Genomic DNA, 15,421 nt, shown 5'->3' with positions numbered 1-15,421 from the left:
GAACCTTCCTGACGCCGTCGGCGTTTCGCGACGGACTGCTACCCAGAGATGCGCCGGGAAGGGGCAAAATTGATACATAGATTTGAGGTTGCCATAGGCGAGCGCGGACTATTGCGTTTTCGCCCGATGAGAGTGTGCGCAATTCGTCCAAACTTGCGCCGCCGATCCTTGCAAGCTGTTGGCACCACGGCTAAAAAATGCCACTTTCATGCATCACGCGGCCTTGAAAACCAATGCGCCGCCGGCTTTGCTTTCTCTGATGCCCAGTTCAAGGGCGGCGCCAGTTTCCGCCAGTTTCCGGTTTGCCGGAAAATGACGGCGGATGGGAGGACACATGACCGTGTCTAGCAACGTGCCGGCCAAGCCTGGAACTTCAGGACCGCAGCCAACCCGGCAGAACAACGAGAGCCGGGCCGATCAACCCCGGTTGGATTCAGAACCAGCACCCATGCCCCTTCACAACACGCCGACCTCCTCTTCTCGCGAACCGGAAGCGAAACAGATCGATTACAACGATTCGATCCGCTCGACCTTTTTCTCGATGGAGGATCTGCGGCAAAGCGGCGAGACCCTTGCGCTCAAGGGCGCACCGTCCCTGCCGGGCTTCTTCCCGTTCGAATTCCGCCCGCGCCACCGCGAGAATGAAAACGAAATCCTGAGGGTGTATCGGGCAACAGCGGCTGATGTCGAAGCGGGGGCGTCGATCACGCCGGCCGCCGAATGGCTGCTCGACAACCACCACGTGGTCGAGGAAGCGATCCAGGAAGTCCGCCGCGACTTCCCGCGCAAGTTCTATCGCCAGCTGCCCACGCTGTCCGTCTCCGGAACAGTCATTCCGCGCACGATGGCGCTCGCCTGGCTCTATGTCGCCCATACGCACAGCACGGTCTCGCGGGAAAGCATTACCGCGATGGTCGAGGGCTTCCAGAAGCACGACACGTTCAAGATCGGCGAATTGTGGGCCTTGCCCTCGATCCTGCGCTTCGTTCTCATCGAGAACCTGCGGCGCATCGCCATCCGCGTCGAGCGTTCGCGCGGCATGCGGCGCAAGGCCAACGACATCGCCGACCAGATCATCCGTCACAACGACCCGGAAAAGTTGCGAGCGCTGCTGGCCGAATCCGAGGCGCTTGCGGCGGACAATACCTTCGTCGCCCAGCTGCTCTACCGCATGCGCGATGGCTCGCAGACCTCCGGCTCGGTGATCGCCTGGATCGAGGAACAGCTCGAGAAGCGCGGCAGCGACGTCGAGGACGCGCTGGTCGCCGAGCAGAACCGCCTGTCGTCAGGCAATGCGACGATGAGCAACATCATCCGCAGCCTGCGCGAGATCGACGATACCGACTGGGCCGTCTGGTTCGAAAGCGTCAGCAAGATCGATGCGGCGCTGCGCGATGGTTCCGATTACGCCGCGCTCGAATTCGGCTCGCGCAACAAATACCGCGATACGATCGAAAAGCTGGCGCGCCGCTCCGGCCACAGCGAATACGAAGTCACCCAGATCGCCATCGAGATGGTGAAGGAAGCGGAAGCGGTGGCTGCAGTCGAGCCGCAGCTTCATGAGCCGAACGTTGGCTCCTTCCTTGTCGGCAAGCAGCGCAAGGCGCTCGAGCAGAAGATCGGCTACCGGCCGTCGGTGCTGCAGAGCATCATTCGCCTCAGCCGCAAGCTCGACTGGTTTGCGATCGCCGGACCGAACATTCTCCTGACGATCCTGGCGATGGTCGCCGTCTATGCCTTCGTCAGCCCGATGGATATTCCGAACGGCGCGAAGCTGATCATGCTTCTGCTGTTTGCGCTGCCGGCGTCCGAAGGTGCGATGGGTCTGTTCAACACGCTCGTCACGCTGTTCGTCAAACCGTCGCGCCTGGTCGGCTATGAGTTCCTCGATGGCGTTCCGGAATATGCCCGCACGCTCGTCGTCGTGCCCTGCCTGATCTCCAAGCGCGACCATGTCGACGAACTCGTGCGCAATCTCGAGGTTCACTACCTCGCCAATCCGCGCGGCGAGATCTCTTTCGCGCTGCTCAGCGACTGGATCGACAGCAAGTTCGAGGAAACCCCGGCCGATACCGATGTTCTCGACTATGCCCGGCGCGAGGTTGCCGAGCTTTCGGCGCGTTATGCCTATGACGGCAGGACGCGTTTCTTCCTGCTGCACCGCCGCCGCCTCTTCAACGAGGCGGAAGGCGTATGGATGGGTTGGGAGCGCAAGCGCGGCAAGCTGCATGAGCTGAACATGCTGCTGCGCGGCGATCGCGACACCTCGTTCCTCCAGGGCGCCAATACCGTGCCGGAGAACGTTCAATATGTCATGACGCTCGACGCCGATACGCGCCTGATGCGCGACGCGGTGACGAAGCTCGTCGGCAAGATGTACCACCCGATCAACCGCCCGATCGTCGACCCGGAAACACAGAAGGTGATTGCCGGCTACAGCCTGCTACAGCCGCGCGTGACGCCGTCGCTGACGACTGGAAGCGAAGCCTCGGCCTTCCAGCGCATCTTCTCGGCCAATCGTGGCATCGACCCCTATGTCTTCACCGTTTCCGACGTCTACCAGGACATCGCTGGCGAAGGCAGCTTCACCGGCAAGGGCCTCTATCACGTCGATGCTTTCGAGGCCGCGCTCAAGGGGCGGATCGAGGAAAATGCCGTTCTCAGCCACGACCTGCTCGAAGGCTCGTTTGTGCGCTGCGCGCTGGTGACGGACGTCGAACTCGTCGAGGATTTCCCGACCCGCTACGAGGTAGAGATGTCGCGCCAGCATCGCTGGGCCCGCGGCGACTGGCAGCTGCTGCCCTATATCTTCAACCCGTCGAACGGCCTGTCGATGCTCGGCCGGTGGAAGATGTACGACAATTTGCGCCGTTCGCTGATCCCCTGCGCCTGGCTCGTCGCCTCTGTCATGGGCTGGTACTACATGCAGCCGACCGAGGCGCTGATCTGGCAGATCGTGCTGATCTTCAGCTTGTTCGTCGCCCCGACGCTGTCGCTGATCAATGGCCTCCTGCCGCGCCGCAACGACATCGTCGCCCGTGCCCACCTCCATGCTGTGCTGACCGAAGTTCGTGCCGCCAATGCCCAGGTCGCCCTTCGCATCGTCTTCATCGCCCATGGCGCGGCGATGATGGGCGACGCGATCGTGCGTTCGCTCTACCGCACCTTCGTCAGCCGCAAGCTGATGCTGGAATGGCGCACCGCTGCCCAGGTGCAAAGTGCCGGGCATGGAAGCATCGGTGATTATTACAAGGCGATGTGGATCGCACCGGCGCTGTCGGTTCTGTCGCTGGCGCTTGCGGCGATTTCCGATACCGGCCTGCCCTTCATCGGCATTCCCTTTGCCCTGCTCTGGGCGCTTTCTCCCGCTGTCGCGTGGTTCGTCAGCCAATCGGCCGAAACCGAGGACCAGCTGGTCGTTTCCGACGAGGCGATCGAGGAAATGCGCCTGATCGCGCGGCGCACCTGGCGCTATTTCGAGACCTTCGTGACCGCCGAGCAGAATTTTCTGCCGCCGGACAACTTCCAGGAAACGCCGCAGCCGGTGCTGGCCGAGCGCACCTCGCCGACCAATATCGGCGTCTACCTACTCTCGGTCATGTCGGCACGCGACTTCGGCTGGATCGGCTTCGAAGAAACGATCAACCGCCTGGAGCAGACGATTGCGACCATCGACCGGATGCCGAAATATCGCGGCCACCTGTTCAACTGGTACCGCACCAACACGCTCGAAACGATGGAGCCGCGCTACATCTCGTCGGTCGACAGCGGCAATCTTGCCGGCCACCTGATCGCCGTGTCGTCCATGTGTCGGGAATGGGCGGAAGCGCCGTCGGCGCATGTCCAGGGCAGCCTTGACGGCATTGGCGACGTCGTCGCCATTCTTGCCGAGGTGCTGAACGACCTGCCTGACGACCGCAAGACCGTTCGCCCGCTGCGCCGCCTGATCGAGGAGCGCATCGTCGGCTTCCAGAATGCTCTGGCTGCCGTCAAGCGCGAGCATGAATTCGCATCGATCCGCGTGATCAATCTCGCCGTTCTGGCGCGCGACATGCACAAGCTGACCGTCAACCTCGACCATGAGGTTCGCACGGCCCAGAGCAGCGAAGTGACGAAGTGGGCGAACGCGCTGGTCACCACCTGCGAAGCGCATATTGCCGACGGCGTGTTCGATCTTGGCGCCATCGAAGCGCTGCGCCAGCGCTTGGCGGTTCTAAAGGATCGTGCTCGCGACATCGCCTTCTCGATGGATTTCGGCTTCCTGTTCCGGCCCGAGCGTCGCCTGCTGTCAATCGGCTTCCGCGTCAACGCCAATGAGCTCGACGAGGCCTGCTACGATCTTCTGGCGTCCGAGGCCCGTCTGACCAGCCTGTTCGCGATCGCCAAGGGCGACCTGCCGACCGAGCACTGGTACAAGCTCGGCCGTCCGATCGTGCCGATCGGCGCGCGTGGCGCGCTGATCTCCTGGTCCGGTTCGATGTTCGAATATCTGATGCCGCCGCTGGTGATGCAGGAGCGGCAGGGCGGTATCCTCAACCAGACCAACAATCTGGTGGTCAAGGAGCAGATCAATCACGGCCGCCGTCTCGGCACGCCGTGGGGCATCTCCGAAGCGGCCTTCAATGCGCGCGACCACGAGCTGACCTACCAGTACACCAACTTCGGTGTGCCGACGCTTGGCCTCAAGCGTGGCCTCGGGCAGAACGCCGTCATCGCGCCCTACGCCTCCATTCTCGCCTGCATGTACGATCCGAAGGCGGCGCTCGCCAATCTCGGTCGACTGCGCGAAGTCGGGGCGCTCGGCGTTTACGGCTTCCACGATGCCGTCGACTTCACGCCGACGCGCGTGCCCGAGGGGCAGAAATGCGCCGTCGTGCGCAACTACTATGCCCACCACCATGGCATGTCGATCGCCGCTGTCGCCAACGTCGTATTCACCGGCAGGCTGCGCGAATGGTTCCACGCCGATCCGGTAATCGAGGCGGCCGAACTGCTGCTGCAGGAAAAGGCGCCGCGCGATATTCCGATCATGAACGCCAAGCGCGAGCCGGAATCGCTCGGCAAGGGCCAGGACGATCTGTTGCGTCCGGAGGTTCGGGTCATCGAAAACCCGCTCGCCCAGGACCGCGAAACCGTGTTCCTGTCCAACGGCCACTACGCCGTCATGCTGACGGCAACCGGTGCCGGTTATGCCCGCTGGAACGGCCAGTCGGTCACCCGCTGGAAGCCGGACCCGGTCGAGGACCGCACGGGCACCTTCATTTTCCTGCGCGACACGACGACGGGCGACTGGTGGTCGGCCACCGCCGAGCCCCGGCGCGCCGTCGGCGAAAAGCTCCTGACGCGGTTCGGTGACGACAAGGCCGAATTCGTCAAGACCGTCGGCGACCTCACCAGCGAAGTCGAGTGCATCGTTGCCACCGAGCACGATGCCGAAGGCCGCCGCGTCATCCTGCTCAACACCGGAACGCAGGACCGCTTCATCGAGGTGACGTCCTATGCCGAACCGGTGCTGTCGACCGACGAGGCCGACAGCGCGCATCCCGCCTTCTCCAAGATGTTCCTGCGCACGGAGATCAGCCGGCGCGGCGACGTCATCCATGTCAGCCGCAACAAGCGCAGCTCAGGCGATCCGGATATGGAAGTGGCGCATCTCGTCACCGATAATGCCGGCAGCGACCGTCCGACCGAGGCGGAGACCGACCGTCGCCGCTTCATCGGCCAGGGGCGCACCCTTGCCGAGGCCGCCGCCTTCGACACCGACGCGGTGCTTTCGGGAACCGATGGCTTTACGCTCGACCCGATCATGTCGCTTCGACGTGTCGTTCGGGTTCCGGCCGGCAAGAAGGTCAGCGTCGTCTTCTGGACGATCGCGGCCCCGAACCGCGAGGCCGTCGACCGCGCCATCGATCGCTACAGGCACACGGAAACCTTCAATCACGAGCTGATCCATGCCTGGACGCGCAGTCAGGTGCAGATGCGCCATGTCGGCGTCACCTCGCAGGAGGCCGCAAGCTTCCAGATGCTCGGACGCTACCTCGTCTACCCCGACATGCACCTGCGCGCCGATACCGCAACGGTTCAGGCGGGGCTCGCGTCGCAGTCAACGCTCTGGCCGCTGGCAATCTCGGGCGACTTCCCGATCTTCTGCCTGCGCATCAACGATGACGGTGACCTCGGCATCGCTCGTGAGGCCCTCAGGGCACAGGAATATCTGCGCGCGCGCGGCATTACCGCCGATCTGGTGATCATCAACGAGCGGGCCTCGTCCTATGCCCAGGACATGCAGCACGCGCTCGATTCGATGTGCGAGAACCTGAGGCTTCGCGGCCTCTCCGACGGTCCGCGCCAGCACATCTTCTCGGTGCGCCGCGACCTGATGGAGGCGGAGACCTGGTCGACGCTCTTGTCGGCTTCCCGCGCCGTCTTCCATGCCCGCAACGGCACGATCTCCGACCAGATCGCCCGCGCCAATTCGCTCTATTCGACGCCACCGGTGAAGGGCAGCGAAAGCAACTTCGCTCTGCTCGCCGCCCCGCAGCAGCCGGCCGACGCCGTCGATGCGGAGATTGTCGGTGACGGTCTCGATTTCTGGAACGGCTACGGCGGCTTTGCCGAAGGTGGGCGCGAATATGTCGTGCGCCTGCGCGGCGGCGAGGCGACACCGCAGCCGTGGATCAACGTCATCTCCAACGAGCAGTTCGGCTTCCACGTTTCGGCCGAAGGGGCCGCCTTCACCTGGAGCCGCAACTCGCGCGACTACCAGCTGACGCCGTGGGCCAACGATGTGGTCGTCAACCGGCCGGGCGAAGCGGTCTTCATCCGCGACATGGCGAGCGGCGCAGTGCTGACGCCATACGCTGCCCTGTCGCGCAGCCGGTCGGTCGTCTTCGAGACGCGCCACGGACTTGGCTATTCGACATTCCGCAGCACACAGGACGATCTCGATATCGAGGCAGCCCACACGGTGCACCGGACCTTGCCGGCCAAGCTGGTCCGCATCTCGATCCGCAACCGCTCCACGGCTGCCCGCCAGCTGAAGGTCTACGGCTTTGCCGAATGGGTGCTCGGCAACAACCGGGCCCGCATGGCGCCCTTCGTTCTGTCGACCTGGGACGAAGCCTCCGATGCGCTGGTTGCAACCAACCCCTACAGCATCGACTATGCCGGTCGTTCGGCCTTCTTTGCTGTCGATGGCGGTGAAGGTGTGAGCCATACGGCAAGCCGTCGCGAGTTCCTCGGGCGGGTCGGCGGCATTCTGGTGCCGCAGGCCGTTTTCGCTGGCGCCGAGCTTTCCGGCTCGATCGATGTGGATGGCGACGCCTGTGCGGCGTTGGCGACCGATCTGGTGATCGAGCCCGGTGCCGAAAAGCAGCTCACCTTCATCCTCGGCGACGCCGACAACGACGAGCAGATGCGCTCGGTTCTCGGCGAGTTGCGCCAGACTGCGTTCGACACCGTCATGGACGCCGCCAAGTCCTTCTGGACCGAGTTCACCGACATCGTGAAGGTGGAAACGCCGGATGCGGCCTTCAACACCATGATCAACAACTGGCTGCCCTATCAGAGCCTTGGTTGCCGGATCATGGCACGCTCGGCCTTCTACCAGGCGAGCGGCGCCTTCGGCTTCCGCGACCAGCTGCAGGATACGCTGGCGTTCCTGATCCATCGGCCGGAACTGGCACGGGCACAGATCCTCAACGCGGCCGCGCGGCAGTTCGTCGAGGGTGACGTGCAGCATTGGTGGCTGCCGGGCACCGGCGCCGGCGTGCGAACAATGATCTCGGACGATGTCGTCTGGCTTGCCCATGCCGTCACGCACTACTGCGAAGTGACGGGGAACGCCGACATTCTCGGTGAGAAGATCGCCTTCATCACCGGACCGGCGCTCGAGGAAGGGCAGCACGACAGCTTCTACAAGCCGGAGATCTCGGACGAGATCGCCGACGTCTACGAGCATTGCGCCCGCGCACTCGATCTCGCGATCAAGCGCAGCGGCGAAAATGGCCTGCCGCTCATTCTCGGCGGCGACTGGAACGACGGCATGAACCGCGTCGGCATTGCCGGCCGCGGCACCAGCGTCTGGCTCGGCTGGTTCCTGGCGGGCACGCTGCGCGGCTTCCTGCCCTTTGCCCGCGAGCGCAAGGACAAGGCGCGCGTCAGCCATTGGGAAGCGCATCTCGCCACCTTGAAAAAGGTGCTCGACGAAGCCGGCTGGGATGGTGACTACTATCGTCGCGGCTACTACGACGATGGCGCGCCGCTCGGATCGAGCGAAAGCGACGAATGCCGGATCGATTCGATCGGCCAGTCTTGGAGCGTGCTTTCAGGCGAGGGTGACGAGCAGCGATCGCAGAATGCGATGGATGCGGTCATGGCCGAACTCGTCGATCCGGATCGCCGCATTGTCCGGCTGTTCACGCCGCCGCTTGAAAGAACCAGGCAGGACCCGGGCTATATCAAGGCCTATCCGCCTGGCGTACGGGAGAACGGCGGCCAATATACCCATGCGGCGACCTGGGTGGCGCTGGCCTTTGCCGAGCAGGGAAGGGCCGAGGAAGCCTGGCGTGTCTTCCAGATGCTGAACCCTGTCTCGCATGCCCTCAGCCGCGAAGACGCGGACCACTATCGGGTCGAGCCCTATGTGGTCGCCGCCGATATCTATGGCGAAGGCGCGCTCGCCGGACGCGGCGGCTGGACCTGGTATACCGGGTCGGCCGGCTGGCTCTACCGCGCCGGCGTCGAGGGTATTCTCGGCATCCGCCGACAAGGCGACAAGCTGGTCATCCGACCGGTGTTGCCGGAGGCCTGGGACGGCTACTCGGCGGAAGTGACGCTGAACGGCACGAAGCACAAGATTTCGGTCAAGCGCGATGCAAAAAGTCGCGAGCCGATCGTCAGCATCAATAATAGTGTCACAAAAAACGCGCATGAAGGCATTTTGCTGTAACTGCCGGTATTGAATGAACGTTGGAACCGGCTTTGCACCCGAACGGGCAAGGCCGGTTTTTTCTTGCTGATTTGCCGGCGGCACGAACCCTGACGGGCTCGTGCATCGATCGACGGCATCGAACATGCGCTTGCCCCTGGGGCTAAGCGCATGTCCGGTGCCCGTTTCAACAGGGGTGGGGCAGGGGCGCCAGATCCCGGATACTAGACCGCATGCTGCAAAACACATTTGGGGGCGGCTCGAACCCGACGATATCCGCCCGCATGGTTCCCAAGGAGCGCGACACGCGCCTCGACGTGTTGAGGGCGCTCTGCCTTCTGACGATCTTCGTCAACCACGTGCCCGGGCAATATCTCGAATATCTGACCCACAAGAACTTCGGCTTCTCGGATTCGGCCGAGGCCTTCGTGCTCATCTCTGGCCTCTCCGTCGGGCTTGCCTATGGCGGCAAGTTCGTGTCCGGCGCATGCCTGGCGCTGACGCTCAAGATCTGGCGGCGGGCGCTGGCGCTCTACGTCGCCCATATCATGACCAGTATCGTCACACTGGCGATCTTTGCCGGCGGCGCCCTCTATTTCGGCCGGCAGGACCTGATCAGCGAGATAAACATCCGACCCTTCGTCGAGCAGACCGAGCAAGGCATCGTCGCGATGGTCCTGCTCGGGCACCAACTCGGCTATAACAACATCCTGTCGATGTATGCGGTGCTGTTCCTGATGCTGCCCGGCATCCTCTGGCTGAACGGCATCAGCAGCCGGCTGCTCCTCGTGTTTTCCGCGCTGCTCTGGCTTGTGGCCGGGGTGTTCAAGCTGGTGCCCTCCAACTTCCTCGACGAGGGCTACTGGTTTCTCAATCCGTGGTCCTGGCAGTTCCTCTTCGTCATCGGCATCGTCTCGATGACCGCGATCCGCCAGGGCGCAGTCCTGCCGCGCAGGCCGCTGCTGATCGCGATCGCCGCGATCTATCTCGTCGTTTCGGCGCTGTGGGTTCTCTTCTCCTGGTGGAACATCGACCTGTCCTTCGGTCTTCCGGCGGTGCTGACCGGTTTCGACAAGACCTTCCTGTCACTGACGCGGCTAAGCCATGTTCTCGCGATCGCCTATCTCGTCGCCGTCATTCCCGCCGTCAATCGCCTCGCCCGGCTCGATGCCGACCACCCGCTGGCGATGGTCGGCCGCCATTCCCTGCCGATCTTCATTTTCGGCACTATCCTGGCGATGGTCGGTCAGGTGCTGTTGTTCGTGACCGGCCGGAACCCGATCGCCGGCACGCTCTTCGTGATCGTCGGCATCGGCCTGCACTTCGTTTACGGCTACTATCTGGAATGGTTGCGGGGCGTCGTCAGCGCGAAACCGATGCGAGCGACATGATGAAACGATAAGGACGACCAAGGGTTTGCATCAAGGCTCGGCCGCCGGTTCAAATGTGTAGGCAGCCGGCCGCGGAACTTGGGGGCCCCTACCCTCGAGTTCGATCGTCTTGCCATTGGCGCGCAGGACAGTAATTCCGCCTGCTTCGCAGGGCCCAGAGATACACGCGGTACCGATCATCGCCATCTACTGCATGTTTCCTTTAATCTTATTCGATTGAAGGACAAAAACTGCAGCCATTCAAAGGGCTACAGCGACCTTTGCGCGTCTAATAAAGACGCCCGGCGTAGGCCGACGTCACTCAGGGTGCGAAGTCCGGTCGACACGACCATGGCGTCCAGATGCCCCGCAGGAACGCGAACATGAACCTCTTGAAGATAGTCAGTTAGCCCGGCTATGACGATTTGGCCTGACGTGTGGAGCCGTCCGATGACGACATGATCCGCATTTTCGATGTCGATCTTCGGCATCTGTTCGTGCAGTTCCACGATAACCGCAACATCCCTGTTCCGAGCAGTCACGACGACCAGCGCATCGTTGCCTGCAAGCATTCGGATCTTGAAGTCTTCGTCTGTCCAGTTCGATGGGAGATGTAGGTTGTTGGAAGCGTCTGCGAGCTAGAACTGATGATAATCAGCCATGACCCGACCATCGAATAAAACGGTCAATCGTGACCTACCTTCCGAAGGATGTTCGCTGGCCTTCGCTAACGCCGAATTCGCTGGCCGTTCTGACCGAGAACCCATGACGCCAATGGCGGCTGCATGCAGTGCCGTCCAGCAAACGACGGCGCAGTACTTGAACGGGATTGCAAGAGCCAAGTCAATGCGAGCGGCATGAACGAAAAAAGCCCCGGAGGGTCCGGGGCCTTTTGCATTGCGTGATCTATAAGGCGTCGGCTCAGGCCGCCGTGTGGCTCATGCGGACGTCTTCGTCCGTCAGGATGCCGCTGGCGCGAAGCAGGGCGGCGAAGCGGCCGTTGCTCTGGCTGAGCTCGTTGAAGCCGCCCATCTCGACGATCCGACCTTGATCCATGAAGATCACCAGATCGGCCTCGCGCACCGTCGACAGGCGGTGGGCGATGATGAAGGTGGTGCGGTCCTTGCGAAGCGCATCGATCGCATCCTTCACCCGAGCCTCGGTCTCGACGTCGAGCGCGCTGGTCGCCTCGTCGAGCACCAGGATCGGTGCGTTCTTGAGGATGGCGCGGGCAATCGCAACGCGCTGGCGCTCGCCGCCAGACAGGCGGTTGCCGCGTTCGCCGACGACGGTGTCGTAGCCATTGTTGCGGCTTTCGATGAAGTCGCTGGCGGCAGCCGCTTCGGCGGCAGCCATCACTTCGTCGAGCGACGCGTCGTCGCGGCCAAGCCGGATGTTTTCGCAGATCGAGCGGTTCATCAGGCCGGCGTCCTGGAAGACGGTGGCGATCGAGCGGCGCAGCGACTTGCGCGTGACCTTGGCGATATGGACGCCGTCGATCAGGATCTGGCCGTCACGCGGTTCGTGAACGCGCTGCAGCAGGTTGACGAGCGTGGTCTTACCGGCGCCGGTCGGGCCGACGATCGCGATCGTCTGGCCGGCCTTGGCCGTGAAGGACACGTTGCGCACGCCCTGCGTGGTGTTGGCGAAGTCGAAGGACACGTCGCGGAATTCCACTTCGCCCTTGACCGCGCCCAGGTCCATCGCACCGGCCGGCTCTTCGCGTTCGCGCACCGAATCTTCGAGCTGGAAGAAGTCTTCAAGCTTGGCGCGGGCTTCGAAGATCTGCGTAACGAAAGCCTTCATCTGGTCGAGACGGCCGATCAGCAGGTTGGCAAAGCCGATGAAGGCGATGACTTCGCCGACGCCGAGTTCGCCGCGCTGGACGAGCACGGTGCCGATGACGAGGATCGTCATCATCGAGATGGTCGAAGCGACGCGGTTGAGCGCGCTTGCCAGCGCCCACCAGTCAAGCACGGGGAACTGGGCGGAGATCAGGCGTTCGGTGAACTTCTTGAGTTCGCGCGTTTCGGCTTCGATGCGGTTGTAGCTGTGAACGACCGAAACGTTGCTGATGGCGTCGGAAACGTGGGAGAAAACCGTGTGATAGTGGTTCTCGACCGAGGCCTGGCCTTCCTTGGTGCGGTTCATGACAGCCTTGCTGACCAGCACATAGGAGACACCGAGGACGACGAGCACCAGCGACAGGCGTACATCCATCGCAAACGCGGTCGGGATGAGCAGGACGAGCGCTACCGCCGTTGCCAGATGCTGGCGCATGAATTCGAGCCAGAGACCGAACAGCGTTTCACAGGCGCGAAGCAGCGTATGCAGCGCGTTCGACGTACCGCGCTGGCTGTGCCAGGAGAGCGGCATCGAGACGATGCGGCCGAAGGCTTCCGTCAGCAGCGTGGCGCGACGGCCATGGGCCAGCCGATCCGCTTCGCGGGCGACGAGGACGAAGGCGACGGTGTTGAACACACCCAGGCCTGCCCACATCAGCAGCATCGGCGTTACTGCGCCTTTGGAGGAAATGGCGTCGATGATGCGACCAAACAGGATCGGCTCCGCAATCGTGATGACGGCGAGCACGACGTTGGCGAGCACGATCGCCGAGACACGGAACTTGTGAACCGCAAGATACTGAAGCGCTCTTGCATACACTTGGAACAATGACACTGTCTCACCCCTTCCGGGTACCGGATTTTGCGCCGCACCAAACATTCGTGCGGCAAATGCGTCACGCCTCAACACCTCCGGCCGTCGGGCACGAGGCCGCGATTTGCCGGCCGCCAAGGCCGCTCTGGGACGGTCATTTGCGATATTTTAGGAAAAACAGGAGCTTGAGGCGGTTTTGATAGCGAAACTCCGTTCGCCCGTCGTTGGGCTTGGCGAGAGTATTCATAGTCTGCTATCTTTTCCGTCCAATTCCGATTTCTCGCGATTTTCGCACAAGACCGGGCGTGGTATGTCGAATTATCGCGGGTGCAACATGAATGGCCCCTGAACGGTTCATTCATGTCCGGTTTCCGGCCCTCGCACACGTGTTCTACCTGGAAGGTGATCCATGAATATCACGCTGCTTGTGCAATTTCTTGCGCTGATCGAAGAGATGAAGACGCGCGAAGAAATCGTACCGGAGTTCGAACGGTTGCTCGACCGCTGCGGCTTCGACTTCTACGGGGTCGTCAGGCAGCCGAAGCCTCACGAAAACCCGTTGAGGCTGCTGCTCGCCGGTCGCTGGCCGGAAGGCTGGCCGCAGATCTACATCCGCAAGAAGTTTGTCGTGATCGATCCGACCATCCGCTACCTCGGTCACGCCCAGCGCGGCTTCCGCTGGCGCGACACACTGTTTGCCTTCCGTTCCGACCCGCATCGCAAGCGCATGGAAAGCATGATGATCGAGGCCCGCAACCACGGCCTCTATGACGGTTACATCTTTCCGGTGCACGGCCGCCGCGGCCTGTTGGGCAATCTCACGGTCGGCGGCCGCGTCGTCGATTTGAGCCCTATTGAAATCAGCCTGTTCGACCAGATTGCCAAGCGTCTGTTCTGGAAACTGCTGGAACTGACCGATCCGGAGATTTCAGCCGAACTCGCATCGCGTGTCGAAGTGCAGATGACGCGGCGCGAAATGGAAGCGCTCAACTATCTCGCCGACGGCATGACCTCGAACGATATCAGCAAGGTGCTCGATATTTCCAGTCACACAGTCGATTGGTACATGAACGGCATCCAGGAGAAACTGAAGGGCAAGAACCGTCACCACGTCGTGGCGATCGCCTTCCGGCTGGGGCTCATTTCCTGATCCATTTCTCTCGGATTTCCGCTCGACTCTGAAATTGCGCTTCATTCCGCGACCCGCTAATACTTTACTTCGCGGGTGCAGCATTTCCCGCGTTTCAAGTCTTGAGGAGTCCGACTTGCCCATTTCGAAGATCCTTGTTGCCAACCGTTCCGAAATTGCAATCCGCGTGTTTCGCGCGGCCAATGAACTAGGTCTGAAAACGGTCGCGATATGGGCTGAAGAGGACAAACTGGCGCTGCACCGCTTCAAGGCGGACGAAAGTTATCAGGTCGGCCGCGGCCCGCATCTGTCGCGGGACCTCGGGCCGATCGAGAGTTACCTGTCGATCGAGGAAGTGATCCGCGTCGCCAAGCTTTCCGGCGCCGATGCCATTCATCCGGGCTACGGCCTGTTGTCGGAAAGCCCCGAATTCGCCGAGGCCTGCGCCGAGGCCGGCATCACCTTCATCGGCCCGAAGCCGGAAACCATGCGCCAGCTCGGCAACAAGGTTGCCGCCCGCAACCTGGCGATCTCGATCGGTGTACCGGTCGTGCCGGCGACGGAACCGCTTCCCGAAGACATGGCTGAAGTGGCGAAGATGGCCGAGGCGATCGGCTATCCGGTGATGCTGAAGGCTTCCTGGGGCGGCGGCGGGCGCGGCATGCGCGCGATCCGCGACCCGAAGGATCTCGCCCGCGAGGTGACGGAAGCCAAGCGCGAGGCCAAGGCCGCCTTCGGCAAGGACGAGGTCTACCTCGAAAAGCTGGTCGAGCGTGCCCGCCACGTCGAAAGCCAGGTTCTCGGCGATACCCACGGCAACGTCGTGCATCTGTTCGAGCGCGACTGCTCCATCCAGCGGCGCAACCAGAAGGTCGTCGAGCGCGCGCCGGCGCCTTACCTCAACGCCAGCCAGCGCGAAGAGCTTGCCGCCTATTCCAAGCGCATTGCCGAGGCGACTAACTACATCGGCGCCGGTACTGTCGAGTATCTGATGGATGCCGACAGCGGCAAATTCTACTTCATCGAAGTCAATCCGCGCATCCAGGTCGAGCACACGGTGACCGAGGTGGTCACCGGCATCGATATCGTCAAGGCGCAGATCCACATCCTCGACGGTTATGCCATCGGCACGCCGGAATCCGGCGTGCCGTCGCAGGAAAATATCCGCCTCAACGGCCACGCGCTGCAGTGCCGCATCACCACGGAAGATCCCGAGCAGAACTTCATTCCGGACTATGGCCGCATCACTGCCTATCGCGGCGCAACCGGCTTCGGCATCCGGCTCGATGGCGGCACCGCCTATTCGGGCGCGGTCATCACCCGCTACTACGATCC

At 62.4% G+C, this 15,421-nt stretch carries 6 protein-coding genes; 4 read left to right on the top strand and 2 right to left on the bottom strand.

All coding sequences use genetic code 11. From position 1 onward, the window contains the following. Window positions 1-334 precede the first annotated feature (334 nt). Both ndvB and opgC read left to right on the top strand, forming a co-directional pair. Window positions 335-8,950: a cyclic beta-(1,2)-glucan synthase gene (ndvB, locus tag ASD03_RS26195; protein WP_057217355.1), complete on the top strand. Its 8,616-nt coding sequence runs from the start codon at window positions 335-337 to the stop codon at window positions 8,948-8,950. Between the two features lie 212 nt (window positions 8,951-9,162). Continuing rightward, window positions 9,163-10,320, top strand: coding sequence for an OpgC domain-containing protein (opgC, locus tag ASD03_RS26190; RefSeq protein WP_025425242.1), 1,158 nt, complete (start codon window positions 9,163-9,165; stop codon window positions 10,318-10,320). A 248-nt stretch (window positions 10,321-10,568) separates the two neighbouring features. Here the strand turns inward: opgC and ASD03_RS26185 are convergent, their stop codons facing one another. Next, complete coding sequence (locus tag ASD03_RS26185; RefSeq protein ID WP_025425241.1) at window positions 10,569-10,871, bottom strand: hypothetical protein; 303 nt, start codon at window positions 10,869-10,871, stop codon at window positions 10,569-10,571. A gap of 349 nt (window positions 10,872-11,220) precedes the next feature. Then, entirely contained in the window at window positions 11,221-12,978 is a 1,758-nt protein-coding gene (locus ASD03_RS26180; protein ID WP_025425240.1) for a glucan ABC transporter ATP-binding protein/ permease, read from the bottom strand. 388 nt (window positions 12,979-13,366) lie between these two features. On the opposite strand from ASD03_RS26180, the gene ASD03_RS26175 reads away from it, so the two are divergent. Together ASD03_RS26175 and ASD03_RS26170 are read left to right on the top strand one after the other, a co-directional pair. After that, the gene (locus ASD03_RS26175; RefSeq protein WP_057210879.1) at window positions 13,367-14,107 is read left to right on the top strand and encodes an autoinducer binding domain-containing protein; all 741 of its coding nucleotides are present in this window, start codon (window positions 13,367-13,369) and stop codon (window positions 14,105-14,107) included. A gap of 115 nt (window positions 14,108-14,222) precedes the next feature. Further along, a partial coding sequence (locus tag ASD03_RS26170) for a biotin carboxylase N-terminal domain-containing protein (RefSeq protein ID WP_156408075.1) occupies window positions 14,223-15,421 on the top strand: 1,199 nt, incomplete at its 3' end.

The sequence above is a fragment of the Ensifer sp. Root127 genome (assembly GCF_001425225.1).
Classification (GTDB): Bacteria; Pseudomonadota; Alphaproteobacteria; order Rhizobiales; family Rhizobiaceae; genus Ensifer; species Ensifer canadensis.
Note: the sequence above shows the minus strand (reverse complement) of the source record. Positions and strands in the feature narration are given on the sequence as shown.

Excerpts from the sequence above, each read along its gene's own strand:
- ndvB (WP_057217355.1), top strand. The coding sequence starts at position 335 with ATGACCGTGTCTAGCAACGTGCCGGCCAAGCCTGGAACTTCAGGACCG.
- ASD03_RS26175 (WP_057210879.1), top strand. The coding sequence starts at position 13,367 with ATGAATATCACGCTGCTTGTGCAATTTCTTGCGCTGATCGAAGAGATG.
- opgC (WP_025425242.1), top strand. The coding sequence starts at position 9,163 with ATGCTGCAAAACACATTTGGGGGCGGCTCGAACCCGACGATATCCGCC.
- ASD03_RS26185 (WP_025425241.1), bottom strand. The coding sequence starts at position 10,871 with ATGCTTGCAGGCAACGATGCGCTGGTCGTCGTGACTGCTCGGAACAGG.